The organism is Reyranella aquatilis, assembly GCF_020880995.1.
Taxonomy (GTDB): Bacteria; Pseudomonadota; Alphaproteobacteria; order Reyranellales; family Reyranellaceae; genus Reyranella; species Reyranella aquatilis.
Genome location: NZ_JAJISD010000002.1, coordinates 369101 through 392511 on the forward strand (window position 1 = coordinate 369101; position 23411 = coordinate 392511).

25 protein-coding genes are annotated in these 23411 nt (G+C 66.4%); 10 read left to right on the top strand and 15 right to left on the bottom strand.

Going from position 1 to position 23411, the window contains the following annotated elements; translation table 11 throughout:
• The first annotated feature begins 13 nt into the window (after window positions 1-13).
• Window positions 14-1144 (top strand): homoserine O-acetyltransferase family protein, encoded by a 1131-nt coding sequence (locus LJ725_RS07575; RefSeq protein WP_230550025.1) that lies wholly within the window; start codon window positions 14-16, stop codon window positions 1142-1144.
• Window positions 1145-1173: 29 nt separating this feature from the next.
• Here the strand turns inward: LJ725_RS07575 and LJ725_RS07580 are convergent, their stop codons facing one another.
• Both LJ725_RS07580 and LJ725_RS07585 read right to left on the bottom strand, forming a co-directional pair.
• Window positions 1174-2058: a TauD/TfdA dioxygenase family protein gene (locus LJ725_RS07580; RefSeq protein WP_230550026.1), complete on the bottom strand. Its 885-nt coding sequence runs from the start codon at window positions 2056-2058 to the stop codon at window positions 1174-1176.
• Between the two features lie 16 nt (window positions 2059-2074).
• Complete coding sequence (locus tag LJ725_RS07585; protein ID WP_230550027.1) at window positions 2075-3055, bottom strand: Bug family tripartite tricarboxylate transporter substrate binding protein; 981 nt, start codon at window positions 3053-3055, stop codon at window positions 2075-2077.
• A gap of 140 nt (window positions 3056-3195) precedes the next feature.
• Between LJ725_RS07585 and LJ725_RS07590 the strand changes: the two genes are divergently transcribed.
• Window positions 3196-4092, top strand: coding sequence for a LysR family transcriptional regulator (locus LJ725_RS07590; protein WP_230550028.1), 897 nt, complete (start codon window positions 3196-3198; stop codon window positions 4090-4092).
• Between the two features lie 3 nt (window positions 4093-4095).
• Here the strand turns inward: LJ725_RS07590 and LJ725_RS07595 are convergent, their stop codons facing one another.
• Genes LJ725_RS07595 through LJ725_RS07615 form a run of 5 tightly spaced genes read right to left on the bottom strand, consistent with a single transcriptional unit; the run spans window position 4096 to window position 9054 of the window.
• Complete coding sequence (locus tag LJ725_RS07595; protein WP_230550029.1) at window positions 4096-4950, bottom strand: carbohydrate ABC transporter permease; 855 nt, start codon at window positions 4948-4950, stop codon at window positions 4096-4098.
• Window positions 4947-5825 (bottom strand): carbohydrate ABC transporter permease, encoded by an 879-nt coding sequence (locus LJ725_RS07600; RefSeq protein WP_230550030.1) that lies wholly within the window; start codon window positions 5823-5825, stop codon window positions 4947-4949. The genes LJ725_RS07595 and LJ725_RS07600 overlap by 4 nt, the downstream gene beginning before the upstream one ends.
• Before the next feature lie 35 nt (window positions 5826-5860).
• Complete coding sequence (locus LJ725_RS07605; protein WP_230550031.1) at window positions 5861-7228, bottom strand: ABC transporter substrate-binding protein; 1368 nt, start codon at window positions 7226-7228, stop codon at window positions 5861-5863.
• A 39-nt stretch (window positions 7229-7267) separates the two neighbouring features.
• On the bottom strand, window positions 7268-8077 hold the full coding sequence (locus tag LJ725_RS07610) for an alpha/beta fold hydrolase (protein WP_230550032.1): 810 nt from the start codon (window positions 8075-8077) through the stop codon (window positions 7268-7270).
• A gap of 2 nt (window positions 8078-8079) precedes the next feature.
• Entirely contained in the window at window positions 8080-9054 is a 975-nt protein-coding gene (locus LJ725_RS07615) for a Bug family tripartite tricarboxylate transporter substrate binding protein (protein WP_230550033.1), read from the bottom strand.
• A gap of 46 nt (window positions 9055-9100) precedes the next feature.
• Here LJ725_RS07615 and LJ725_RS07620 point away from each other — a divergent pair, with 46 nt between their 5' ends.
• Entirely contained in the window at window positions 9101-10078 is a 978-nt protein-coding gene (locus LJ725_RS07620) for a Bug family tripartite tricarboxylate transporter substrate binding protein (RefSeq protein ID WP_230550034.1), read from the top strand.
• Window positions 10079-10087: 9 nt separating this feature from the next.
• Here the strand turns inward: LJ725_RS07620 and LJ725_RS07625 are convergent, their stop codons facing one another.
• From LJ725_RS07625 to LJ725_RS07635, 3 genes are all read right to left on the bottom strand, one after another.
• Complete coding sequence (locus LJ725_RS07625) at window positions 10088-10414, bottom strand: NIPSNAP family protein (RefSeq protein WP_230550035.1); 327 nt, start codon at window positions 10412-10414, stop codon at window positions 10088-10090.
• An 11-nt stretch (window positions 10415-10425) separates the two neighbouring features.
• A complete protein-coding gene (locus LJ725_RS07630) occupies window positions 10426-11313 on the bottom strand; it encodes an MBL fold metallo-hydrolase (protein ID WP_230550036.1) in 888 nt (295 codons plus the stop codon).
• Between the two features lie 82 nt (window positions 11314-11395).
• The gene (locus tag LJ725_RS07635) at window positions 11396-11704 is read right to left on the bottom strand and encodes a hypothetical protein (protein WP_230550037.1); all 309 of its coding nucleotides are present in this window, start codon (window positions 11702-11704) and stop codon (window positions 11396-11398) included.
• 109 nt (window positions 11705-11813) lie between these two features.
• On the opposite strand from LJ725_RS07635, the gene LJ725_RS07640 reads away from it, so the two are divergent.
• Window positions 11814-13235 (top strand): amidase, encoded by a 1422-nt coding sequence (locus LJ725_RS07640; RefSeq protein ID WP_230550038.1) that lies wholly within the window; start codon window positions 11814-11816, stop codon window positions 13233-13235.
• Between the two features lie 13 nt (window positions 13236-13248).
• Here the strand turns inward: LJ725_RS07640 and LJ725_RS07645 are convergent, their stop codons facing one another.
• Entirely contained in the window at window positions 13249-13770 is a 522-nt protein-coding gene (locus LJ725_RS07645) for a hypothetical protein (protein WP_230550039.1), read from the bottom strand.
• 151 nt (window positions 13771-13921) lie between these two features.
• Between LJ725_RS07645 and LJ725_RS07650 the strand changes: the two genes are divergently transcribed.
• On the top strand, window positions 13922-14602 hold the full coding sequence (locus LJ725_RS07650) for a lectin (RefSeq protein WP_230550040.1): 681 nt from the start codon (window positions 13922-13924) through the stop codon (window positions 14600-14602).
• Between the two features lie 49 nt (window positions 14603-14651).
• On the opposite strand, the gene LJ725_RS07655 is transcribed toward LJ725_RS07650, so the two are convergent.
• Both LJ725_RS07655 and LJ725_RS07660 read right to left on the bottom strand, forming a co-directional pair.
• On the bottom strand, window positions 14652-15626 hold the full coding sequence (locus LJ725_RS07655) for a Bug family tripartite tricarboxylate transporter substrate binding protein (RefSeq protein ID WP_230550041.1): 975 nt from the start codon (window positions 15624-15626) through the stop codon (window positions 14652-14654).
• 25 nt (window positions 15627-15651) lie between these two features.
• On the bottom strand, window positions 15652-16551 hold the full coding sequence (locus LJ725_RS07660; protein WP_230550042.1) for an SDR family NAD(P)-dependent oxidoreductase: 900 nt from the start codon (window positions 16549-16551) through the stop codon (window positions 15652-15654).
• 75 nt (window positions 16552-16626) lie between these two features.
• Here LJ725_RS07660 and LJ725_RS07665 point away from each other — a divergent pair, with 75 nt between their 5' ends.
• Genes LJ725_RS07665 through LJ725_RS07675 form a run of 3 tightly spaced genes read left to right on the top strand, consistent with a single transcriptional unit; the run spans window position 16627 to window position 20135 of the window.
• Entirely contained in the window at window positions 16627-17856 is a 1230-nt protein-coding gene (locus LJ725_RS07665; RefSeq protein ID WP_230550043.1) for a serine hydrolase domain-containing protein, read from the top strand.
• Window positions 17857-17868: 12 nt separating this feature from the next.
• Complete coding sequence (locus LJ725_RS07670; RefSeq protein ID WP_230550044.1) at window positions 17869-18744, top strand: TauD/TfdA dioxygenase family protein; 876 nt, start codon at window positions 17869-17871, stop codon at window positions 18742-18744.
• A gap of 2 nt (window positions 18745-18746) precedes the next feature.
• Entirely contained in the window at window positions 18747-20135 is a 1389-nt protein-coding gene (locus LJ725_RS07675) for an MFS transporter (RefSeq protein WP_230550045.1), read from the top strand.
• Here LJ725_RS07675 and LJ725_RS07680 read toward each other — a convergent pair.
• Window positions 20124-21083, bottom strand: a complete 960-nt coding sequence (locus LJ725_RS07680) for a GlxA family transcriptional regulator (protein ID WP_230550046.1) — start codon at window positions 21081-21083, stop codon at window positions 20124-20126. The two genes, LJ725_RS07675 and LJ725_RS07680, sit on opposite strands and share 12 nt — an antisense overlap.
• A gap of 91 nt (window positions 21084-21174) precedes the next feature.
• Between LJ725_RS07680 and LJ725_RS07685 the strand changes: the two genes are divergently transcribed.
• Both LJ725_RS07685 and LJ725_RS07690 read left to right on the top strand, forming a co-directional pair.
• A complete protein-coding gene (locus LJ725_RS07685) occupies window positions 21175-21861 on the top strand; it encodes a DJ-1/PfpI family protein (protein ID WP_230550047.1) in 687 nt (228 codons plus the stop codon).
• 68 nt (window positions 21862-21929) lie between these two features.
• A complete protein-coding gene (locus LJ725_RS07690; protein ID WP_230550048.1) occupies window positions 21930-22391 on the top strand; it encodes a methyltransferase family protein in 462 nt (153 codons plus the stop codon).
• A 54-nt stretch (window positions 22392-22445) separates the two neighbouring features.
• Here the strand turns inward: LJ725_RS07690 and LJ725_RS07695 are convergent, their stop codons facing one another.
• Window positions 22446-23309 carry an NmrA family NAD(P)-binding protein gene (locus tag LJ725_RS07695; RefSeq protein WP_230550049.1) on the bottom strand — a complete coding sequence of 288 codons (864 nt, stop codon included), beginning with the start codon at window positions 23307-23309 and terminating at the stop codon, window positions 22446-22448.
• Between the last annotated feature and the right edge of the window lie 102 nt (window positions 23310-23411).

Consider the following 23411-nt stretch of genomic DNA (forward strand, 5'->3'; position numbering starts at 1 on the left):
CAAGGAGGATCAGATGGTTTCACCCCTTTTCCGCCGTCCATTGCTTGCCGCGCTCGCCGCCGCGCCCTTCGTTACGGCAACGGCCGCCTCCGCCCAGGGAGAACTCGTGAACATCGAGAAGAAGTTCTTCACCATGAAGGAGTTCCGCCTCGAAAGCGGCACCGTCATGCCCGACGTCAGGATCGCCTACGAAACCTACGGCACCCTCGCGCCCGACGGCCGCAACGCCGTGCTGCTGACCCACGGCTATACGTCGAGCCAGCACATGGCCGGCCGCGTCGGGGCCAACGGCGCGGAAGGTTCGTGGGACGGGCTGGTCGGCCCGGGCAAGGCGATCGACACGAACAGGCTGTTCGTCGTGTCGTCCAACATGCTGGGCTCCTCCTACGGTTCGACCAATCCAGCGCAGCTCAACCCGAAGACCGGCAAGCCCTACGGCCCCGATTTCCCGACCATCACGCTGGTCGACATCGTCAACGCGCAGAAGGCCCTGCTCGACAGTCTCGGCGTGAAACACCTCGTTGCGGTCGCCGGTCCTTCCTTCGGCGGCTACCAGACTTTCCAATGGGGCGTCACATATCCCGATTTCATGGACGGGCTGGTGCCGGTGGTCAGCGCGCCCAAGGGCTCGGGCGGCGAAGCCTCGGTCAAGGCACTGATCGATGCGCTGGCCAAGGACCCGAACTGGAACGGCGGGCACTACTACGAGAATGGCGGGATCACCAAGGTCCTGACCGAGATGCGCGTGGCGACCCTGAAGCGCTACGGGATCGACGAGCAGCTCGCCGCGCAGTTTCCCGACAAGGAAAAGCGCGAGGCCGAGATCGTGAGGCGTGCCGAGACCTGGTCGAAAGTGTTCGACGGCAATTCGCTGGTCGTTCTGCGCCGCGCCAGCGTGAACTTCGACGCCGAGAAGGACATGCCGAAGATCAAGGCCAAGGTGCTCTACGTGATCTCGCGCACCGACAAGCTGTTCCCGCCCTCGATCGCCCCCGGCGTGATGGAGAAGCTGAAGGCCGCCGGCGTAACCGCCGACTATTTCGAGATCGACAGCGAGCTCGGCCACTCCGCCTCGGGCCTCGACGCCGCCAAGTGGGCGCCGCGGCTCAAGGCCTTCATGGCGACCCTGCCGAGGGGCGCGTAGTCGGACTCATCGGAGCGCCGCTCCAATGATCAGAAAGGCCGGTCGCCCTTGACCGTCACGCGGTGCCCGCTGCGGGTGTGGGGCCAGTAGTCCCACATGGCGCGGTGCTGGGCGCAGCGATTGTCCCAGAAGGCGATCGAGTTCTCGCGCCAGCGGAAGCGGCATTGGAAGAGCGGGTTCTCCATGTGCTGGTAGAGATAGCGCAGGACCGCGTCGCCCTCGTCGCGCGGCACGCCCAGCAGGCGGCTGGTGAAGCCGGCATTGACGTAGAGACACTTGCGGCCGGTCACCGGATGGGTGCGCACGACCGGATGCTCGGCACGCGGATACTCCGCCTTGTCGGCGACGCCGATCGGCTTGAAGAGGCCGCGATAGACCGGCTCGCCGTCGTGCAGGGCGATCATGCCGTCGAGATAGGCCTTCATGCGGTCCGACAGGGCGTCGTAGGCCGCATACATGTTGGCGAACAGCGTATCGCCGCCGCGCGGCGGACAGGTCTTGATGTGGAGAATCGAGCCCATCGGCGGTTCGACCTCGCAGCTCACGTCGGTATGCCAGCCCTCGCCGTTGGCACGCGGGCTGTTCTTGTCGGAGTGGATGCGCATCATCTCCGGCATGCCCGGCTCGTGCGGCGCGGCGGGATGGACGTGCAACTCGCCGAACAGGCGGCCGAACGCCATGTGCTGCTCGGGCGTCAGCACCTGGTCACGGAAGAAGATCACGAGGTTCTCGGCCAGGGCACGATGGATCTCGTCCTGCTGGCGATTCGACAACGGCTTGCTGAGATCGACGCCGCCCAGTTCCGCCCCGATGATCGGGGTCAGCTTGTCCACGGTGATCGTCTCGTAGGGCGCGCCCTCCTCCGCGGTGTAGCGGATGCGCGGGCCGGCATTGGCGTTCAATGAGCCTGTCATGTCTGTCTCCTTGGCCCTATTCGTCGAGGGTGATCTTGTTTTCGCGGATCAGCTTGGACCAGACCTCGCCTTCCGCGGCGACGAACTGGTCGAACTGTTCGGGGGTCCAGTCCTTGAGGACGGTGCCCAGCTGGGTCGAGCGCTCGATGACGACGTCGAGCTTCGCGATCTTGCGCATCGCCGCATTCAGCTTGTCGACGATCGGCTTGGGCGTACCCGCCGGGGCGAACATCCCGTACCAGGCATCGAAGATGAAACTCGGCAGCCCCGCTTCCGCCGTCGTGGGAATCTCGGGAAAGGCGGGGTGACGCACCTCGTTGGCGATGGCGAGCGCCTTCACATTGCCGTTGCGGATGTGCGCCGCGACCGACGGCGGACTCATGACCGCGAGTTCCACCTGTCCCGCCACCAGGTCGGCACTCACCGGGCCCGCGCCCTTGTACGGAATGTGCACGAGATCGATGCCGGCGGCCTTGTTCAGCAGCACGCCACCGATATGGGCGACCGAACCCGGCCCGAAGGAGGCGTAGTTGAGCTTGCCGGGATTGGCCTTGGCGTAGGCGATGAAGTCCTTGAGGTTGTCCGCCGGTACCCGCTTGGCGATGACGATGACCTGCGGTGCGATCGCACCCATGGCAACACCCGTCAGGTCCTTTGGCGACCAGTTGAGGTTCTTGATCATCGCGGGATTCGCCGAATGGAAGGACGAATACTGCATCAGCAGCGTGTAGCCGTCGGGCTTGGCCTTCGCGACCAATGCCGTGGCGATATTGCCGTTGCCGCCGCCCTTGTTGTCGACGACGACCTGTTGGCCGAACTCCTTGGAGAGGTGCTCGGCGAACATGCGGCCGACGATGTCTGTGCCGCCGCCGGCCGGGGCGGCAACGACGAGCGTGATCGGCCGGTCGGGATAGGCGCCCTGCGCCCGGGACGCCCGGTTCGCGGCGAGCGATCCGGCGGCAACGGATCCAAGGGCTAGGAGGCGGCGGCGCTTCATCCCGGTTTGTCCTTCCTGTCTTCGTTCGATGGGCGACCCTGTCGCGTTGCCACAGGGCGCGGTTGACGCAGCGCTAGCACCAATCCACTTTATGCATGAAGTGCATTATTTGCAGACTAATTGATGAGGATTTCGCACGAATGCACAAGCGGCTGCTGGAATCCTTCGTGGCCGTCTATCGGTCGGGGTCGCTCGTCGAGGCCGCCGAGCGCCTCAACATTTCGCAATCCGCCCTCTCCCGCCGCATCACGGAATTCCAGCACCGACTGGGTCTCCCTCTGTTCGAACCGTCGGGCCGCGGCATGGTGGCGACCAGCGATGCGCACGACCTGCTGCCACTGGCCTCGGCGGCGCTGGAAGGCATCGCCCGGCTGGAAGCGGCGGCCCGGGTCAACAGCGTCCAGCCCGCGGTGCACATCACGGTGGCCGCGACCGCCCACACGATCGAAACGGTGGTGGCGCCGCGGATCGCGGACGTCGTCCGGACCCGGCCGAACGTCCGCATCGGCGTCATCGAGGCGAACGGCGTCGAGATCGAGAACCTGGTGCTGAGCGGCGAGGCCTCGATGGGCATCACCGGACGCCCGCGCTACGACACGGGTCTCGTCTACCACCAGATCGTGCGGCTCGACATTCTGGCGGCCTCGCCCGCTCCCTTCACGGCCAGCGAGCGCCGGCACGGGATCGACCTGCGCACCCTCAGCGAGCGCGATCTCCTGGTGCTGGACCGCGGGTACCAGTCGCGCCTGACGCTCGACGCAGCCCTGCGATTGCTCTCCCTGTCGCCGAGCATCCGCCACGAAGGTGGCTCGGGGACGGTGATCCTGGCGCTGGCGCGAGCGGGCCTCGGTACCGCCGTCATCCCCGCGACCACCCAGACGGACCTCCCTACGGCCAAGATCATCGCCAACGGGATCGTGCTCGGCATGGATCTCGCGGCGATCTGGGATCCGGCGCTGCGCTGGCGGACCGAGGTCGAGCAGTTCGCGGAAGCGATGCGGGCGTCCTTCATCCGCAAGCGCTCACGGCGCGGCTGAGGCCTAGCCTTTTACCGCACCGGCCGTGAGCCCCGAGGACATGTAGCGGCGGAAAGCATAGTAGATGGCGGCCGGCGGCAGCGCGTAGAGGAAGCCTGCCGTCATCAGCAGTTCCCACGGCGAATCGTCGGCCGACAGGAAGTTGCCGAGCGCGACCGGGAGCGTGATCGCCGTGTCCTTGGACAGTAGCAGGAACGCGTAGAGATACTCGTTCCAGGCCAGCAGCAGCGCGTAGGTACCGACGGCAATCAGCGACGGCACCATCAGCGGCAGGTAGATCAGGCGGAACAGCTGGAACGGCGAGGCGCCGTCGATCATGGCGGCCTCGTCGAGTTCGACCGGCAGCTTGTCGGAGGCCTGGCGCAGGATCCAGATCGCGTAAGGCGAGGCGATGGTGGCCATCGCGAGCACCAGGGCCCAGTCGTTGTTCAGCAGCCCGTACATGCCCATGGTCTTGTACATCGGCACCGCCAGGAACGCGGCCGGGATGAAGTAGGTCAACAGCGCGAGGTTCATCACCGTGCGGCCGCCCTTCATGCGCAGCCGGCTGATGGCGAAGGCCGCGGCCGTCGCCACGAACAGCGTGATCGCCGCCGTGCCGACCGAGATGATCACCGAGTTGAACATCTGCAGCCAGAAGTGATTGAGGAAATGGTGCTTCTGGCCCACCACCGTGCCGAAATTGCGCAAGGTCGGACTAGTCGGCCAGAGCTGGCCCGAGAAGGCCGCGTCCTTGGGTGAAATCGCGAACAGGAACATGTGGTAGATCGGGATCAGCGTCCACAGCAGCACCGGGATGCCGATCAGTAGCAGACCGCTTTCGAAGCCGACGGTGCGCAGGAACTTGCGCGGGCTCATCGCGAGAGCCGCCGCATCATGAAGTAGACGAGCGGCAGGATCAGCGGCAGCGCGCACACGATCGACGCCATGGCGAGACCGACCTGGTCGAGCCGCAGATAGCGGATGCCGAGCGTCGCCAGCACGTGCGTGAGATCGGCCGGGCCGCCGCCGGTCAGCAGGTAGACGCTGTTGAAGTCGCCGACCGTGAAGATCATCGAGAGCAGCGTGCAGGTGACGTAGAGCGTGCTCATCGACGGCCAGGTGATGTAGCGGAAGCGATGCCAGGCGCCCGCCCCGTCGACCGAGGCGGCCTCGTAGAGCTCGCCCGGGATGGCCAGCCGGCCGGCCAGCAGGATCAGCGTCCAGAAGGGCAGCGACTTCCAGATATGGACCAGCATCGAGAGCGTCAGCGCCAGCGCGGGATCGTTCAGCCAGTTCGGCCCGTCCTCGGCGGTGAGACTGAAGATCAGCTGGTTGATGACGCCCCACTCCGGATTGAGCATGAAGCGCACCGACAGGATGGTCGGGATCGAGGGCACCGCCCAGGGCAACACGAACAGCACCGCGAGGACCTTCACCCACCAGCGCTTGTGGGTGAAGAAGCCGGACAGGAAGAGCGCCAGCGCCATCTTCACGTTGATGGCGACGACCAGGAAAACAAAGGTGTTGATGACAGTCCGCAGGAAGATCGGATCGGCCGCCAGCTCGACATAGAGCTGCGGGCTGCGCGCCAGCCAGAAGCTGTAGCCCACCGGGAACAGCACGAAGCCGATGAAGATCGCGACATAGGGCGCGACGAACAGCAGGCTCCAGGCCTGCCGCTCCGACAGGCCCAAGCCCGCCCACCGGGATTTCTCCCGGCGGGCCGCCGTATCGATTGCGGTTGCCGCCATACGCGTACCCGACTCGCAGACTTACGCGTGGAGGCCTACTTGGCCACTTCCTTTATGCGAGCGATCAACTCGTCCACCGCCTTCTCGACCGAGACCTTCTCGCTGACCACGCGGTTCATCGCCTTGGCCCATACGTTCTCGTTGTTGAGGATGGTGAACTTGTAGTTCTTGGTGAACTCGAACGGGAGCGTGCCGGCCTTGAACTGGTCGTAGACGGCCTTGCGATGCTTGTCGGCCTGCCAGAACGGGCTCTCCTGGCTGGCCTTCGTCACCGGAAACCAGCGGCCGAGCGCGCCCTCGACATAGGGGCGGAGGTTTTCCTCCTCGAGCAGGAACTTCAGGAACTCGCGCGCACGCGGCTTGTTCTTGGAGTCCTGGAAGATCACGCCGACCTTCACCGCCGTACGATAGACCATCGCCGTGCCGTCGGGCTTCTTGGGGAAGCCGGCGGTCGCGATCAGCTCGTCGTAGGCCTTGCGGCCGGCGGCGCGCTGCTCGGGCGTCAGCTGCTCGTTGTTGGCGTCGTCCAGCCACTTGGCCGCGATCGAGATCGTGTAGTTGTGCGTCATGATCGTCGTGCGATTGTGGAAGGCGACGTTGTTGTCGGGGTCCTTCCAGGTCGTCGACGAGGGCGGCGTGCAGCCCTTTGTGTAGACGTCGGTGTAGTCGCGCAGCGCCGCGATCAGACCCTCGCGCACCTTGGGGTCGTCGACCAGCAGCTTGCCGGAATCGTCGACCAGCTTGACGTTGTAGGCGTCGACCCAGCTCAGGAACGACTGGAACGAATCGGTCGATTCGACGCCCATCGGGCTGCCGATGCCGTAGACGCGGCTGCTGGTCGCCTTGCGATAGGCTGGCTGGACCTTGTCGCACCAGAAGGACCAGTATTCCTTCCAGGTGCCCGGGATGTCGTTCTCCTTGAAGCCGGCCGTCGCCAGCATATCCTTCCAGTACTGGATGTGCAGCGTCTGCTGCTTCAGGACGAAGCCGTAGAAGGCCTTCTTCTTGGCCTTGTCGTTGTAGAGATAGGCCGTCTCGATGGTGACCGGCGCGAAGCGGTCCTTCATCGGCTCGATGACGTCGGAGATGTCCTCGAGCTTGCCGTCATAGGCCCACTTGCCCGCGACCTGGACGTCGTACGTATCGGAATAGGCGATGTCGGGCGGCGAGCCGGAATCGAGGGCCGCGACGGTCTTGGGGATCATGTCCTGCACGGCATACTGCGACAGGTCGACTTTCACGCCGGTCTTGGCCTCGAACTTCTTGATCGCGGCGAACAGCGCCTCATCCTCGGACTTGTAGAAGCCCTTCACCCACCAGACGTTGAGTTTTTCCTGGGCAAATCCGGGGGCCGCCGAAAAGGCGATCGCCAGTGCCGCGGCGCCGGCCAGAATCCGTCTCATTGTTTCCTCGTCATTCTTAGTTGTCTGACAACTCGATTATCAGTCCAACCTGCGGGAGTCGAGAAAAGACCTGAGCTTCTGTGCGCATTGCACAGCGTGCGAGAATGGCAGCCCATGCCGCGAGCGGCCGAAGACGTTCAACTCCGCGTCGGGAAGGCCGCCAAGCAGGTCTGCCATGACGGACACTGGAATGAACGGGCTGCCGTCGGGATGCAACAGCAGCGTGGGACACTTGATGTCGGACAACCGGCGCGTGAGGTCGGTGTCGATCAGGACTCCGAGCGCGTTCAGGATCGAGGCACGCGACCACTTCTCCTGCTCCGCCGCGAACCATGCCAGGCGCTCGGGCGACAGGGCGCCGTCGTGAAAGCGATCACGCAGGAAGACGTCGGACCACCCTTTCGAGCCACCTTCGTCGAGCTGCCGTCGCCAGGCTTCGACACGCTGGATGGATGCGCCGAGATGGGCACCGTTGCTGACGGTGAGGGTTGTGATCCGTCCGGGCCGCGAGAGTGCCGCCGCCAGAGCCACGGTGCCGCCGATCGATTCGCCCACCAGATGGAACCGCTCCGCACCGGCCGCATCGGCCACCGCGAACACGTCCTCGACCAGCAAGTCGAGCGACCATCTGAAATCGGCTGCCGGGATCGTCGAGCGACCGTAGCCGCGCATGTCGAAGGTGACGAGCCGATAGGCATCGGCCAGCGCCGGCCGCCAGCCTGTCCAGATGCCGGCGCTGGCACCGATCCCGTGATGGAACAGGATCGGCAGGTTTTCCCGCTCCCATGGCGCCGCCTGATCCACGACGTCATAGTGAAGCGCTCCGTGCGCGGTGACGGCCAGCGGCATGATCAGTCGGCGCGGATGCCCGCCTCCTTGATCACCTCTTCCCACTTCTTGCGATCTGCCATGATGGTCGCCTTGAACTCGGCGGGCGAACCGATGATCGTGTCCATGCCGCTTTCGGCGAAGCGCTTCTGGACCTCGGGCTTGGCGACCGACGCACGCAACGCCTTGTTCCAGTAGTCCGTCAGGTTGGCCGGCAGGGCCCTCGGCCCGAACACGCCGAACCAGTTCACCACCTCGAATCCAGGCAGGTATTTCGAGATCAGCGGCAAATTGGGAAACATGGGAGATGGCTTGGGCGAACCGAAGGCCACCGGAATGAGTCCGCCGCCGTTAATCTGGCCCAGGAACTCCGGCATGTTGCCGAACATCATGTCGCAATTGCCCGAGATCATGTCTTGGATCGCCGGCGCGCCACCGCGATAGGGCACATGCAGGATGTTGATGCCCGCCATCTTCTTGAACAGCTCGGCGGCGAGATGCTGCGACGTGCCGTTGCCCGCCGAGGCGTATGTGAGCTTGCCGGGATTCTTCTTGGCGAAGTCGATGATCTCCGGAATCGTCCGGTACTGCATGTGCTTGCCGACCACGAGCATGTTGGTGACGCCGGCGATGTTGGCGATGGGCGTCAGGTCGGTATCGACATTGATCGGCAGCTTCTGTCCCGGCATCACCGGCGACACGCACATGGCGGCCATGGCGGCGAGGCCGATGGTGCGCCCGTCGGGCGGAGCATTGGCAACCGTCTCGTTGGCAATGAAGCCGCTGGCGCCGGTCTTGGTGTCCACGATGACCTTCTGGCCCACTTCCGATGTCGCCGCTTCGGCGATGATGCGGCACAGCAGATCGGCCGTCCCGCCCGGCGCGAAGCCGCAGAGGAAGCGGACGTCGCCGCCCAGCGTCTGCGCGCGCGCCGGCAACCCGGCCAGCGAGCCGAACAGGGCCGCCGTCCCGGCGGCCGTGAATGTCCTGCGTTGCATTATTGTTTCCTCCCTGTGTTGGGAAAAAGCCTAGCATACTTCGTGCATGAGCAAGCCCCTTCGCCGCCACCTGCTCGCCGGCCTCGCCGCGCTTCCACTGGCCCCTGCGCGCGCCCAGGCGCCGGACTTTCCCGACAGGCCGCTGCGTTTCATCGTGGGCTTCCCGCCCGGCGGTCCCAACGATCTGCTGACCCGGGTGATCGCGCCGGGCATCGGCGAGCGGCTGGGCCGCACCGTCGTGGTCGAAAACAAGGCGGGCGCCAACGGCGAGATCGCCGCGAGCTTCACCGCCAAGAGTCCCCCTGACGGCAGCGTGTTCATGCTGGCCTCCAACGGCTCGACCACGGTGGCGCCGGCGCTCAACCGCGCCATGCCCTACGACGTTCGCACGGACTTCATCGCCGTGGCGCCGGTCGGCATCAATCCGATGCTGCTTGTCGTCCGGCCGGACCTGCCGGCGAAGGACATCGGCGCGCTGCTGGCGCTGGCCCGTGCGCGGCCTGGAAAGCTGAACGGGGCCTCCGCCGGTGCGGGGGGCGCGACCCATCTGGCGCTCGAGCTCTTCAAGGCGATGGGACGGCTCGACATCGTGCACGTACCCTACAAGGGGGGTGGCCCGGCGATGGCCGATCTCATGGCGGGCCAGGTCGACCTGTATTTCGGCGGCCTGTCGACGGCGCTGCCTCACGCGAAGGCCGGAAAGATGCAGGCGCTCGGGCAGACCGCCCTCGCCCGCTCGGCGGCCGCTCCGGACGTTCCGACCATCGCCGAGTCCGGACTGCCCGGGTACGAAGCGGCCATCTCCTATGGCGTCTTCCTGCCAGCCGGTACGCCGAAGGCTCTGGTGGGTCGCCTGCACGCGGCCGTCGATGCCACCGTCCGCTCGCCCGATGTCGTGAAGAAGTTCGTCGAACTGGGTGCCGACCCGCAGTTCGGCACGCCCGCCGAGTTCGCGGCCTATGTGGCCGACGACCTCGCCAAATGGGCCCGCCTCGCGAAGGAGGCGGGCCTCAAGGCGGAGTAGGCTCGCGGCTTACTGGACCGACGAGAAAGCCGTCGGCGTCAGCATCTGCACCGCCACGTTCTCGACGATGGCGCCGTCCTTCTCGGTTTCGGCGCGCTTGGCCAGCCATTCCGGATCGGCGGCGAAGGCATTCCACTTCTTCTCGCGATCGGCCAGCGATTCCCAGGCAAGGAAGTAGGTCAACTCCTGGTTCGACTCGCCGATCAGGGTCGTGAAGAAGCCCGCCTGCTTGATGCCGTGCCGCTCCCAGATCTTGAGCGTGATGGTGTTGAAGCGGTTGAGCAGGGCCGGCAGCCGGCCCGGCACGCACCGGTAGACGCGCATTTCGTAGATCATTCTTCTCTCCCCTAGAATTGCCCGCCGAAGCGCGGCACGAACCCATCGCCCTTGTGGTCGATGTGGCAACTGAACGGCGCCCCGAAATGGCACGGCATCAGCCGTGCCCCATTGCCGGCGCAATGCTCGAGCGCCGCGCGCCGGCTCTTGCGCGCGCCGACGCCATCGGCGCAGGCGAAGCTGTTCCATTCGGGATGATAGACCTGCAGTGCGTGATGAAGGATGTCGCCGCAGAACAGCGCTTTCTCGCCGCGCGAGTCGAACTGGATGGCGATGGTGCCCGGCGTATGGCCGGGCGCGGGCTCGACCTTCAGGTGCTCGTCGAGTTGAGCGGCGCCATCGACCATGCGTGTGAGCCCCGCCTCGACGACCGGCAGCACCGAGTCACGGAAGGAGCCGCCATTGACCGGGCCGGACGCGGGATCGCTGTCCAGCTTCAGATAGTGATCGTAGTCGGCGCGGCTGAAGACGTACTCGGCGTTGCGGAAGGTCGGGACCCACTTGCCGTTCTCGAGCCGCGTGTTCCAGCCGACATGGTCGACGTGAAGGTGCGTGCACATGACCATGTCGATCTGGTCGGGCTCGACGCCGGCCGCCTTCAGCCGCTCGAGGTACTTCGTTTCCATCAGGTGCCACTTGGGCCGATGAGGACGCGGCTTGTGATTGCCGACGCAAGTGTCGATCAGAATCGTCTTGCCGCCGATCTTGAGCAACCAGCTGTGGATGCTGAGCTTCAGGAAACCGGAGGCCTCGTCGTAGTGCGCCGGCACGAGCCAGTCGCGATGACGGTCCACGACGGCTGCATCCCAATCGGGGAAAAAACTCCTGGCTTCGAAGTTCGGTTCGTAGCTTTCCTCGATGCGCACCGCCGTACCGGCGCCGAGCCTGACCTCGACCATTCCTGCCTCCCCGATTTGTCGGGGAGCTTACCGGGGCGAGGCCGTCGCAGGAAAGGCGCCCGTTTCGCCGGGCGCCCTCGCTTCAGAACGGCAGGCGCGAGGCGTCGGCGCGCTCGACGTGGCGGTGCGTCAGTCCTGCAATCGCGGCTCCCCCGAGCGGTCCCACGATGGCGAGCGCGATGAAATGAACGCCGAGAAGCCACGGCTCGAACAGGCCAGGCATCATGTGGCCGACCGTCACGGTCGACACGAAGAACAGGACGGCGAAGCTCGCGCCCGCAAGCAGCCCGCCCAGCATCACGAGAAGAAGCGAGGCCGTCAGCGATCGTCCGATGAGATAGCTTGCCGCGAAGGCGGCCCCGGCGGCGACAAGCGCTGTAACAGTTTCCATCACGTACCCCCTCCAATACGCTCTCGACTTGGGAGAAATCAGAGTCGACACTGCATCGTCATCCTCACTCTGAAACATCCAATGTTTGTCGAGAACCGACCAATTGCGCATGTCTGACTCTGCATTCGACTGGCTTTCCGCAGCGGAACTCTCAAAACTTTTTTCGCGACGTCAGGCTTCTCCGGTCGAACTCGTGAATGCGATGTTGAAGCGTGCATCGGCGCTGCAACCTCATCTGAACGCTTTCGTCCTGATCGATGCCGAAGGAGCCCTGAACGCGGCAAGGGCCGCGGAATCACGCTGGCAGCAAGGAAGCCCCCTGTCGCCGTTCGACGGCATACCGACGACCATCAAGGACACCACCAACGTGAGGGGCTGGCCGACCCGTGTCGGCTCCTACTCGACGGACGAGACTCCGGCCATCGAGAACGCAGCCGTCGTCGACCGGTTCCTTGCGGGGGGCATGATTCTTCTGGGCAAGACGACCACGCCGGAATTCGGCTGGAAGGCCCTGACCGATTCGCCGTTGCAGGGCACGACGCGCAATCCCTGGAACCTCGCCCATTCGCCGGGCGGCTCTTCGGGCGGCGCCTCGGCGCTCACGGCGGCCGGCGTCAACCCCTTCAACCATGGCAACGACGGCGGCGGGTCGATCCGCATACCCGCCGCGCACACCGGCCTCGTGGGCCTGAAGCCGTCCTACGGACGGATCCCGCAATCCCCCGCCGACGCACCCTTCGCCGATGTCATCAGCCAGGGCGTGCTGGCGCGCTCGGTGCTCGACACCGCGATGGCGCTCAACCTCACGGCCGGTCCCGATCCGCGTGACTGGCGGTCGCTGCCCGCCGAGGCGCGCGACTACACGGTGGGCCTCGACGCCGGCGTGCGCGGCTGGAAGATCGGTCTCAGCCTCGACCTCGGCCATGTGACGGCCGATCCGGAAGTACGCGACCTCATCGTCGCCGCCGCGAAACGCTTCGAGGATCTCGGCGCACATGTCGAGGAAGTCGGTCCGATGTTCGAGCCGTTGCAGCAGCATTTCGAGCCGCTATGGATCGGCGGCTTCGCCACGCGCTTCCGCCAGATCCCGACCCAGCTCCACGACAAGCTCGACCCCGGCCTGCGCGCACTCGCGGAAAAGGGCCTGTCGATCACCCTCGCCGACTACGCCCGCGCCTACGAAGCCAAGAGCAAGCTCGCGCGCGACCTCGCGCTGTGGCATCGCAACTACGACCTGCTGCTGGCGCCCGTCACGCCGACCGCCGCTCCGCCGGTGGAGACGCTTTACAATTCCGATGCGTTCCCGCGCTGGACCAAGGGTGCGCCATACACCCTTCCCTGCAATCTCACGGGCCAACCCGCCGCGTCGATGCCGGCGGGTCTCACTCAGGCGGGTCTGCCGGTCGGACTGCAGATCATCGGCCCGCCGCGCGCGGACGAGGTCGTGCTGCGTGCGATGCGCGCCCATGAAAGCGCGAGCGGATGGACCTGGCCGCAGCCGCGCGTGCTCGAGACGCTTCGGGGATTGTGAGGGCGGCCGACCGTCAGGCCGCGGGAGAGACCTTGTCGCTCGTCGGACGCACGACGCGCAGCGCAATCACCAGGACGCGATAACCGAGGAAGCCAGCGCAGAGCGCGCTGCCCGCGGCGATGTATCCCGGTTCGATCAGCGCCTCGCCCATCATCGCCGACGAGAAGTCGACGACGGAGAGCGCGACGAGGATGAGGGCGGCGACGAGGCCATCGACCGTCGCCGGCAGCGACACGAGGCCCGACTCCCGGTTCGACTGCACGCTCAGCATCCATCCGCGGATGCGCCCGATCACCGAGCCGACGGCAAAAGCCGCGACCCAGAGGATGTCGAACAGGAAGCTCGCCTCGAAGACGCCAGCGAGAAGCATCAGGGTCGCCAGCACCGCAAAACCGCCGGGCAGCGCGAGACGGCCCAATGTCGTGACGCCGCCGCGCGACTGCGCCGCCATCGTCCAGAGGCAGAGGGCGGCGAACAGAAGCGTGAGGCCGTTCGCCAGGCTGAGGGCCGAAACCATGACCGAAGGAAACGACACGGCGCGCGGCGAGTAAAGCGCTGAGGCTGCACAAGCACTGTCGGCAGGGGTGCTTTTCCGCCGCCGCGCACGAGAAGTTGAATGGGCCTCACAGGCTCTGAAAGTCAGGATGGAACTCGCGGCAACATATGAAAATTGGGGAAAAATCGACATGAGACTCGGATCCGGATTCGCGGCCCTTGCCGCTTCGACGCTCCTGCTGGCTGGTTCAGTCACGTCGTCGCAGGCGCAGCAGACGCCGCCGCAATTTCCCAACATGACCTTTTTCATCACCAGCACCGGCGGCCCGCAGGGCGCCAATTTCGGCGGCCTCGAGGGCGCGGACCGGCATTGCCAGGCGCTTGCCACCAAGGCCGGCGCCGGTGCCAAGACCTGGCGGGCCTATCTCAGCACCCAGGCCGTCGGCGGTGCGACCGCGGTCAACGCCCGGGATCGCATTGGCAAGGGACCGTGGGCGAATGCCAACGGCGTTCAGATCGCATCGAGCGTCGAGGACCTGCACTCGGACAACAACAAGCTGACCGCAGCCACCAGCGTCGCCGAAACCGGCAGGCTGATCCCGAGCCGCCTGTACACGGTGAACCAGCACGACATCCTGACCGGCACACAGGCTGACGGCACCGCCTTTCCGCCGGACAAGGACATGACCTGCGGCAACTGGACGAAGAGCGGCGAGGGAAGCGCCATGGTCGGTCACACCGATCGCATGGGCCTGCGCGACGATGCCCCGTCCAAGTCGTGGAACACCTCCCATCCATCGCGCGGCTGCGACCTGCCCTCGCTGGTGGCGACGGGCGGTGCGGGCCTGCTCTACTGCTTCGCGGCGGACTGAGCCGAAAGGGCGGCGCCGGCACAGCCGGCGCCACCGCTCCGATGCGGGATCAGGCGTCGGGCTTGACGCCGGCGGTCGTGATGACCTTCTCCCACTTGTCGATCTCATTCTGAAGGAACTTGCCCGTATCGGCCGGCGTGGCGCCGACAGGGATGACAGCCTGTTCGGCGAGGCGCTTGCGCAGCGCTTCGTCCTTCAGGGCACGCCCCACTTCCGTCGACATCCTGTCCACGATGTCCTTCGGCGTACCCGCCGGCGCGAGGAACATCACCCAGGTCGAGGATTCGATCAGCGGTCCGCCGGACTCCACGATGGTCGGAACTTCCTCGACGCCCGGCACGCGATCCTTCGACAACATCGCCAGCGCGCGGATCTTGCCGGCCCGGACCTGGGCCATCACGCCGATCGGTGCGTCGATCAGCATCTGGATGTTGCCCGAGGCCAGATCGGCCAGCGCAGGCGCCGTGCCCTTGTAGGGCACATGCACCATGTTGGTGCCCGTCACCTGCTTCATCAGCTCGCTGGTGAGATGCGCGGCGGCGCCGACACCGGAAGAGCCGAACGAGATCTTGCCTGGGTTCTTCCTGGCGTACTCGATCAGTTCCCCGACGTTCTTCACGGGCAGATCGTTGGTGACCGTGATGATGAGCGGCGCGACGCCGACCAGCGAGACCGGCTCGAAGCCTTTCACCGGATCGAACTTCAGCTTGCCGGCATAGAGCGTCTTGTTGGCCGCGTGGGCCGCGATCACGGTCAGGAACGTGTAACCGTCGGGCGCGGCGTTGGCGACGATCTCGGCGCCGATCAGAGAGTTGGCGCCGGGCTTGTTGTCGACGACGAAGGTCTGCCCGACGTTCATCTTCTCTAGCGTGAGGCGCGTGGTGACGTCGGTCAGCCCGCCCGCCGTATAGGGCACGACCCAGCGGATCGGCTTGTTCGGCCAGGCCTGGGCACGCACGGCGCCCGGAATCAGGGCAGCCGCCGCCGTGGCCGCGAGCGCCGTGCGGCGATTGATCGTCTTCATGTGTTTTCCTTTTCCCTGTTTTGCTTCAGTCCAGATCGAGGCCGTTCATCCCGGCGTTCTTGCGCGCCTTCTTCGCGATCTCGCTGAGCACCTTGCCGGCCTGCACCGGATCCATGATCTGCTCGACCGTGGGGCCCTTATGCCAGCCCTCGGCGACGGCGAAAATGCCGTTTCCGGCCTGGAAGACGCGACCAGTGACCTCGCGGCTGTCCTCGCTCACCAGCCAGGTGGCGACGGGCGCGATCCACTTCGGATCGCGGCGCTTCTTGTCCTCGTCCGTGTATTCCCGCAGGTCCTCGGTCATGCGCGTGAAGGCCGACGGCGAGATCGAGTTCACCGTGATCCCGTAGCGGGCGAGTTCGCGCGCCGCGATGATGGTGAAGGAGGCGATGCCGGCCTTGGCCGCACCGTAGTTGGTCTGGCCGATGTTACCGTAGATGCCCGAGACCGAGGTCGTCGTGATGATACGCGCATCCACCGGGCCGCCCTTCAGCTTCGCCTGGTCGCGCCAGTAGGCGGCCGCGTGGCGAGCCGGCGCGAAGGTGCCCTTGAGATGCACCTTGATGACGGCGTCCCACTCGTCCTCGCTCATGTTGACGAGCATGCGGTCGCGCAGGATGCCGGCATTGAGGACGATGGCGTCGAGCTTGCCGAAGGCCTCGACCGCCTGGTCGATCATCCGCTTGGCGCCGTTCCAGTCGGAAACGTCGTCGCCGTTGGCCACGGCCTCACCGCCCATCGCCTTGATCTCGTTCACGACCTGCTGGGCCGGTCCGACGTCGTTGCCCTTGCCGGCCCGGTCGCCGCCCAAATCGTTCACGACCACCTTGGCGCCGTGCTCGGCGAGCATCAGGCAATGTTCCCGGCCGACGCCGCGGGCGCCGCCCGTCACGATCGCAACCCGTCCCTCGCACAATCTCGCCATTGGTGCCTCCCGTCTTTTGCGTGTCTGAAACCCGTCGTCCTGGGCTAGTCTAGCGGGGCTCACAGGAGGATCGCCATGGACACGCTGCCGCTCGTCACCCCCGAACAGGTCGGGCTTTCCGCAGCGCGGCTCGACCGCGTGCGCACTTGGATGAACGGCTGGGTCGACAGCGGAAAGCTGGCCGGCATGGTGACCTGCGTCATGCGCCGGGGCGAACTGGCCTTCGCCGAGGTCGCGGGCAAGTCGGACCTGGCCCGCAACAAGCCGATGCGCGCCGACACGATCTTCCGCATTTATTCGATGACCAAGCCGCTCACCTCGGTGGCCATCATGATGCTCTACGAAGAGGGCCGGTTTCAGCTCGACGACCCGATCTCGAGGTTCATCCCCGCCTTCGCCAATCCGCGCGTCATGGTGGGCGGCAGCCGCGGCAAGATCGAGACCGTGCCGGCCGAGCGAGAGATCAACTTCCGCGACCTGCTCACCCACACGTCGGGCCTGACCTACGGCTTCATGGAGAGCAATCCGGTCGATGCCGCCTATCGCGCCAAGCAGGACGGCGTAGACTTCCAGACCGCCGACACCAGCCTGAAGCAGGTCGTAGAGCGGCTGGCGCAACTGCCGCTGATCGCGCAGCCGGGCAAGGCCTGGAACTACTCGGTTTCTACCGACGTGCTGGGCTACCTCGTCGAGGTGATCTCCGGCCAGCCCTTCGAGAAGTATCTGAAGGAGAAGGTCATCGACCCGCTGGGCATGGTCGACACCGACTTCCACGTCCCGGCCGCCAAGCACGACCGCTTCGCCGCCAACTATGCCGCGGGCCCCGGCGGCCGGCTCGATCTGATCGACGATCCGGGCAAGAGCCGCTACCTGGCGCCGCGCAAGGTGAACTCGGGCGGCGGCGGCCTCGTCTCGACGGCATCGGACTATCTCCGCTTCTGCAAGTTCATGCTGAACAAGGGCGAGCTCGACGGCGTGCGCCTGCTCGGCCGCAAGACGGTCGAGCTGATGACCATGAACCACCTGAAGGGCGACATGGCCGACATGGGCACGCCGCGCTTCTCGGAATCGACCTACACCGGCATCGGCTTCGGGCTGGGCTTCTCCGTGATGATCGATCCGGCCAAGGCCTACATCGCCGGCACGCCGGGCGAGTATGCCTGGGGCGGCGCGGCCTCCACCGCCTTCTGGATCGATCCGGTCGAGGACATGGCCGTAGTGCTGCTGACGCAGCTCATGCCGTCGTCGACCTATCCGATCCGCCGTGAGCTGCGCGTGCTTACCTACCAGGCGATCATCGACTGAGGGGACAGGGCCATGCGCAACACCGGCAGCATCGAAGTCCGCAAGCTCCATCCGCTGTTCGGTGCGGAGATCACCGGCATCGACATCACGCGCCCGCTCTCGGCGCGCGAGTTCGGGCCGATCCGCGCCGCGTTCGAGGAGCATTCGGTGCTCCTCTTCCGCGACCAGCCGATGAACGACGATCAGCAGATCGCCTTCAGCGAGAATTTCGGGCCGCTGGAGACGACGCTCAGCGCCAATCCTGCCGCCGGCACCAAGTTCGCGCGCCAGTCCAATCTCGACATCATGACCGGCGAGCCGATCCCGCCGGACGACATGCGGATGATCTACCAGAAAGCCAACTACTTCTGGCACTCCGACTCGTCCTTCAAGCGCATCCCCTCGCTCTGCTCGATCCTGACGGCGCGGATCTGCCCGCCCGAGGGCGGCAACACCGAGTTCCTGAACATGCGTGCGGCCTGGGACGCGCTGCCGCCGGCGCTGCAGGCGACGATCCATCCGCTGGTCGCCGAGCATGCGCTCGCCCATTCGCGCGACCGCGTGCAGAAGGGGATCCTGAGCGCCAAGTCGCTGGCGGAACTGCCGCCCGTGAAGCAGCGCATGTTCCGCGACAATCCCATCAATGGTCGCCGCGCGCTTTATATCGGCGCCCATGCCGGCCGCATCCTCGACTGGCCCGAGCCGATGTCGAAGGCGATCCTTTGGGAGCTGGCGCAACGCGCCGAGCAGCCGGAGTTCATGATGTCCCATGCCTGGCGCGAGGGCGATGTGATCGTCTGGGACAATCGCGCCGTTCTCCATCGCGCCACATACTATGACGCGACTAAGCACAAGCGCCTGATGCAGCGCACGACCGTCGGCGGCGACGAACTGACGGTTCCCCAGTAAGCATGGCCGAGCCCGCTTCAGCCGGTCCGCTCCCCGACGGCATGCCGCCGGGGCCACGGCGCCTCGCCGCCGTGGCGACCATCACCATCGGCCTGTCGATGGCGGTGCTCAGCAACTCGATGACCAATCTCGCCCTGCCCTACATCGCGAAGGATCTCGCGATCACGGCGGAGAGTTCGATCTGGATCGTCAATGCCTACCAGATCGCGCTGATGATCCTGCTGCTGCCGGTGGCGGCGCTGGGCGACATCGTGGGCTACCGCACTGTCTACCGCTGGGGGCTGGTGTTCTTCTCGCTGGCGTCTATCGGATGCGTGCTGGCGCCCTCTCTTTCATGGCTGATCACCGCCCGTACGCTGCAGGGACTGGGCGGTGCCGCCATCATGGCCATCCAGCCCGCCCTCGTGCGCTCGATCTATCCGCGCGCCGCGCTCGGCCGCGGCCTCGGCTTCAACACGACGGTCGTGGCGACCTCGCTGGCCGCCGGCCCCAGCCTCGGCGCCGCTCTGCTCGCGATCACGAGCTGGCCGATCCTGTTCGCCGTCTATATCCCGCTCGGCCTGCTTTCCTTCTTCCTCGCGGGTCGCTTCCTGCCGGTGACGACCCATGCCAAGCGGCCGTTCGACGTGCCCTCGGCGGTGCTGTCGGGCGGCACGTTCGGCCTGCTGATCTTCGGCATCGACGGCGTCGGCCATGGCCATCCATTGCCCGTGATCGTGGCCGAACTGGTCGGCGCGGCCCTGTTCGGCACGCTCTTCGTCTGGCGCCAGCGCACCCTCGCCGACCCGATGATGCCGATCGACATGTTCGGCCGGCCGATCTTCTCGCTGTCGATCTCGGCCTCGACCTGCACCTTCACGGCTCAAGGGCTCGCCTTCGTGAGCCTCCCCTTCTTCTTTCACACCGTGCTCGGCCGGGATGCCACCGCGACCGGCCTGCTGCTGACGGCCTGGCCGCTGGCACTGGCGGGCGTGGCGCCGATCGCCGGCCGGCTGGCCGACCGCCACCATGCGGGTGCCCTGGGCACGATCGGCCTCACCTGCATGGCCTCGGGCCTGGTGCTGACGGCGTTGCTGCCACCGGATCCGTCGGCCTTCAACATCGTGTGGCGCCTCGTGCTCTGCGGCATGGGCTTCGGCATCTTCGCCTCTCCCAATAACCGGCTGATGATGAACGCCGTGCCGCGCGACCGCAGCGGCAGCGCCGGCGGCATCATCGCGACCGCCCGGACGCTCGGCCAGACGATGGGGGCCGCGCTGGTCGCGCTGGTCTTCGGCCTGTTCGATTTCTCTGGCGGCGGAGCCGCCGATGCCGCGCGGGCCGCCCTCTGGCTGGCCGCCGGCTTCGCCCTCACCGCCCTGATCCTGAGCAGCCTGCGGCTACGCCACTGACGTGGCGTGCATCTCGCGGAACAATGACGGCGCCATGCCGAAGCGGCGTTCGAAGGCCTGGCCGAGCCGCGCCGAGGAACGCAGGCCGACGCGCCCGGCGATGGCCTTGAGCGGCAGCCCCTTGGCCAGCAGGGTACGCGCCGCGTCGAGCCGCAGCCCCTCGACGAAATGCGCCGGGGTCTTGCCGGTCGCTTCGACGAACTTGCGATAGAAGCTGCGCTCCGACAGGCCGGCGCGCGCCGCCAGCGCCGGCACGTCGAGCGGCTCGTCGAGATGCGTCTGCATCCATTCGATCAGCCGGGCGAACGGCGCGTCGACATCCGTCTGCGCCTGCAGCAGCGGGCTGAACTGCGACTGGTAGCCGGGCCTCCGCGCATAGAGCACGAAGTGTCGCGCGATCAGGTTGGCCGTCGCCGCGCCGAGATCGGCCTCGACCAGCGCCAGCGCCATGTCGATGCCGGTGGTCACGCCCGCGGACGTCCAGACCTGGCCATCGACGACATAGAGTGCATCGGCATCGACCGTGATCGCCGGATACCTGTCGGCGAGACGCTTGCAGCTCGCCCAGTGCGTCGCCACACGCTTGCCATCGAGCAACCCCGCCGCCGCCAGCACGAAGGCACCGGTGCAGACCGAGCCGAAGCGCCGCGCCTGCGGCGCTGCCTTGCGCAACCAGCGGCGGACATCCTCCCGCGCCATCACGGCTTTCAGGCCACGCGAGCCCCCGGCCACCAGCAGCGTGTCGCAGCGCCCGCCGATCGGCTGGCTCATCAGCGCCACGCCGCAATTGGATGCGACCGCACCGCCATCGGGCGACACGATCCGCACCTCGTAGGCCGGCCGATCGCGCGCATCGTTGGCGGCGCCGAATACCGCGGCGGGCCCGGTCACGTCGAGGAGCTGGCAGCCTTCATAGGCGAGGAGAGCGATACGATGGGGCTTGGTCATTGGCAGAAAATACCTTCTGTTTGTCATTTCTGCCAGAGGCCCGAACCGGCTATACACGGCCATCGACTTTTGAACTCGCGAAGGGAACCCCATGGCTGACACCGTCCATATCGGCATCCTGCTCTTCCCCGATCTCACGCAGCTCGACGCGACGGGACCCGCGCAGGTCTTGTGCCGCGTGCCCAACGCCAAGCTGCACATGATCTGGAAGACGCTCGATCCGGTTCCGACCGACGCTGGTTTCTCCATCGTGCCGACCACGACCTTCGCCGACTGCCCGCAGCTCGACGTGATCTGCGTGCCCGGCGGCGGCGGCCAGGTGGCACTGATGAACGACGAGGAGACGCTGGCCTTCCTGCGCAAGCAGGCCGCGGGCGCACGCTACGTCACCTCTGTCTGCACCGGCTCCCTGGTGCTCGGCGCGGCCGGCCTGCTCAAGGGCTACAAGTCAGCCTGCCACTGGTCGTCCCGCGAGTTCCTGCCGGCCTTCGGCGCGATCCCCGTGGCAGACCGCGTGGTGCGCGACCGCAATCGCGTGTCGGGCGGCGGCGTGACGGCCGGCATCGATTTCGGCCTCACCCTCGCGGCCGAACTGGCCGGCGAGGAAGTGGCGAAGTCGATCCAGCTCACCCTCGAATACGATCCGCAACCGCCCTTCGATTCCGGCAGCCCGGAGAAGGCGGGAGCGGAGCGGGTCAAGCGCCTGAAGGAGCGCATCCACGCCATGCTGGAGAAGCGCCAGAAGGCAAACGACGAGGCCGCCGCCCGGCTTGCCTGAGCCTGACGCCGGCGGGAGAGGATGTTGCGTCCTTGTCCGGCTCCCGCGACGGGACCTAGAGTCCAAGCGTGATCAGACTCGAACTCAAGGTCCCACCGCCGGCCGTCGCGCTGCTCATGGCAGTGGCGATGTGGCTGGCCGCCTACGGCCTGGAGACGCTCGCGTTTGCGTTGCCGGAACGACGGGCGGTTTCGATGGTGCTGGCCGCCTCCGGCATCGCCATCTCCTCGGCCGGCACCTGGTCCTTCTGGCGTGCTCGTACGACCGTCAATCCGACACGGCCCGCAGCCACCTCTTCTCTGGTCGCGACCGGGATCTTTCGCGTGACCCGCAACCCGATGTATCTCGGCCTCTTCCTCGTGCTGGCGGGATGGGCGGCGCATCTGGCAAACGCAGCGGCCTTGGCGGGCCCGCTGCTGTTCGCCGTCTACATCACCCGCTTTCAGATCCTGCCCGAGGAACGGGTGCTCGCCGCCAAGTTCGGTCCGGACTTCGAGGCTTACAAGCTTCGCACCCGACGGTGGATCTGATGCCGGCCGATCCTGGCCGACGCGGGAGCCCGGGATCTTCGCCGCGGTCGATGCTCACCCCATCCCCAGCAGCCGCCGCAGCACCACCTCGAGCGTCGTCGTGCCGCGCCGCAACTCGCCCGATCCGGCCGGAAAGTCCAGTCGGCCGGCGTTGATCGCCTCATAGAGGTCCGCCAGATGTCGGGCATAGTCCGCTCCCAGGCCGGCGGCGGCGAAACCGGCCATCGTCTCCGCGCGCGGCGACGGCACGGCTGTGACGGTTCCCCCGAGCAGCCTCGACAGTATTTCCGCCGCGTCGATAGCCGAGTATTGCGTCGGTCCCGCGAGATTGACCACGCGCGTGCCTGTTTGCACATCGCAGAGAAGCTCGGCCGCCGCGCGGCCGACGTCCAACGCCGAGACCGCCTCGCCCCGCAGGTCGAGCGGGACCTTGACCGAGGGCAGCACCCTCGCCGTCTGCGCGACCGGCAGCATGGCACCCCAGTTCTCGAGGAAATCGCCCGGCCGCAGGAAGACGAGCGACGGAGCGACGCCGGCCAGGGCCACTTCGAAGTCGTGCAGCGCCTGCACGATGCCGTTGCCCTCGGCGAGATGCGCACCCACCGAGGAAAGGGCCACGACATGCGGCACGACAGCCGCGCGAACGGCGGCCGCGACCGAGCGTGCCAGCTTTCTTGCCTCCGCGAGGACATCGCTCGCCTGCGGCGGCGGAACCAGCATAACGAAAGCGGCCTCTGCCCCGCGCAAGGCGTTCGTGAGATCCGCCGTGTCGCCCGCATCGGCGCGCACCGCTTCGACGCCGAGCCCCGCCAGCCGGGCCGGGTCGCGCGACACGGCGCGTAGCGCCTTGCCGTGCCCCTTCAACGCTGCGACCGCCGCTCCACCGACCTGCCCGCTGGCTCCCATGATGACGAACATTGCGACCTCCAACTGTGTGTGAGGTCGCACCTATCATTGCGGTACGCTTTGCATAAGTACGCACATTTTTTATACTTAGTGTCAGTCATGGATATGGAAAGG

Excerpts from the sequence above, each read along its gene's own strand:
- LJ725_RS07595 (WP_230550029.1), bottom strand. The coding sequence starts at position 4,950 with ATGAGCCCGCGCAAGTTCCTGCGCACCGTCGGCTTCGAAAGCGGTCTG.
- LJ725_RS07640 (WP_230550038.1), top strand. The coding sequence starts at position 11,814 with ATGTCTGACTCTGCATTCGACTGGCTTTCCGCAGCGGAACTCTCAAAA.
- LJ725_RS07575 (WP_230550025.1), top strand. The coding sequence starts at position 14 with ATGGTTTCACCCCTTTTCCGCCGTCCATTGCTTGCCGCGCTCGCCGCC.
- LJ725_RS07590 (WP_230550028.1), top strand. The coding sequence starts at position 3,196 with ATGCACAAGCGGCTGCTGGAATCCTTCGTGGCCGTCTATCGGTCGGGG.
- LJ725_RS07675 (WP_230550045.1), top strand. The coding sequence starts at position 18,747 with ATGGCCGAGCCCGCTTCAGCCGGTCCGCTCCCCGACGGCATGCCGCCG.
- LJ725_RS07620 (WP_230550034.1), top strand. The coding sequence starts at position 9,101 with ATGAGCAAGCCCCTTCGCCGCCACCTGCTCGCCGGCCTCGCCGCGCTT.
- LJ725_RS07610 (WP_230550032.1), bottom strand. The coding sequence starts at position 8,077 with ATGCCGCTGGCCGTCACCGCGCACGGAGCGCTTCACTATGACGTCGTG.
- LJ725_RS07660 (WP_230550042.1), bottom strand. The coding sequence starts at position 16,551 with ATGGCGAGATTGTGCGAGGGACGGGTTGCGATCGTGACGGGCGGCGCC.
- LJ725_RS07655 (WP_230550041.1), bottom strand. The coding sequence starts at position 15,626 with ATGAAGACGATCAATCGCCGCACGGCGCTCGCGGCCACGGCGGCGGCT.
- LJ725_RS07670 (WP_230550044.1), top strand. The coding sequence starts at position 17,869 with ATGCGCAACACCGGCAGCATCGAAGTCCGCAAGCTCCATCCGCTGTTC.
- LJ725_RS07625 (WP_230550035.1), bottom strand. The coding sequence starts at position 10,414 with ATGATCTACGAAATGCGCGTCTACCGGTGCGTGCCGGGCCGGCTGCCG.
- LJ725_RS07630 (WP_230550036.1), bottom strand. The coding sequence starts at position 11,313 with ATGGTCGAGGTCAGGCTCGGCGCCGGTACGGCGGTGCGCATCGAGGAA.
- LJ725_RS07585 (WP_230550027.1), bottom strand. The coding sequence starts at position 3,055 with ATGAAGCGCCGCCGCCTCCTAGCCCTTGGATCCGTTGCCGCCGGATCG.
- LJ725_RS07635 (WP_230550037.1), bottom strand. The coding sequence starts at position 11,704 with ATGGAAACTGTTACAGCGCTTGTCGCCGCCGGGGCCGCCTTCGCGGCA.
- LJ725_RS07680 (WP_230550046.1), bottom strand. The coding sequence starts at position 21,083 with ATGACCAAGCCCCATCGTATCGCTCTCCTCGCCTATGAAGGCTGCCAG.
- LJ725_RS07580 (WP_230550026.1), bottom strand. The coding sequence starts at position 2,058 with ATGACAGGCTCATTGAACGCCAATGCCGGCCCGCGCATCCGCTACACC.
- LJ725_RS07685 (WP_230550047.1), top strand. The coding sequence starts at position 21,175 with ATGGCTGACACCGTCCATATCGGCATCCTGCTCTTCCCCGATCTCACG.
- LJ725_RS07615 (WP_230550033.1), bottom strand. The coding sequence starts at position 9,054 with ATGCAACGCAGGACATTCACGGCCGCCGGGACGGCGGCCCTGTTCGGC.
- LJ725_RS07605 (WP_230550031.1), bottom strand. The coding sequence starts at position 7,228 with ATGAGACGGATTCTGGCCGGCGCCGCGGCACTGGCGATCGCCTTTTCG.
- LJ725_RS07650 (WP_230550040.1), top strand. The coding sequence starts at position 13,922 with ATGAGACTCGGATCCGGATTCGCGGCCCTTGCCGCTTCGACGCTCCTG.
- LJ725_RS07695 (WP_230550049.1), bottom strand. The coding sequence starts at position 23,309 with ATGTTCGTCATCATGGGAGCCAGCGGGCAGGTCGGTGGAGCGGCGGTC.
- LJ725_RS07665 (WP_230550043.1), top strand. The coding sequence starts at position 16,627 with ATGGACACGCTGCCGCTCGTCACCCCCGAACAGGTCGGGCTTTCCGCA.
- LJ725_RS07600 (WP_230550030.1), bottom strand. The coding sequence starts at position 5,825 with ATGGCGGCAACCGCAATCGATACGGCGGCCCGCCGGGAGAAATCCCGG.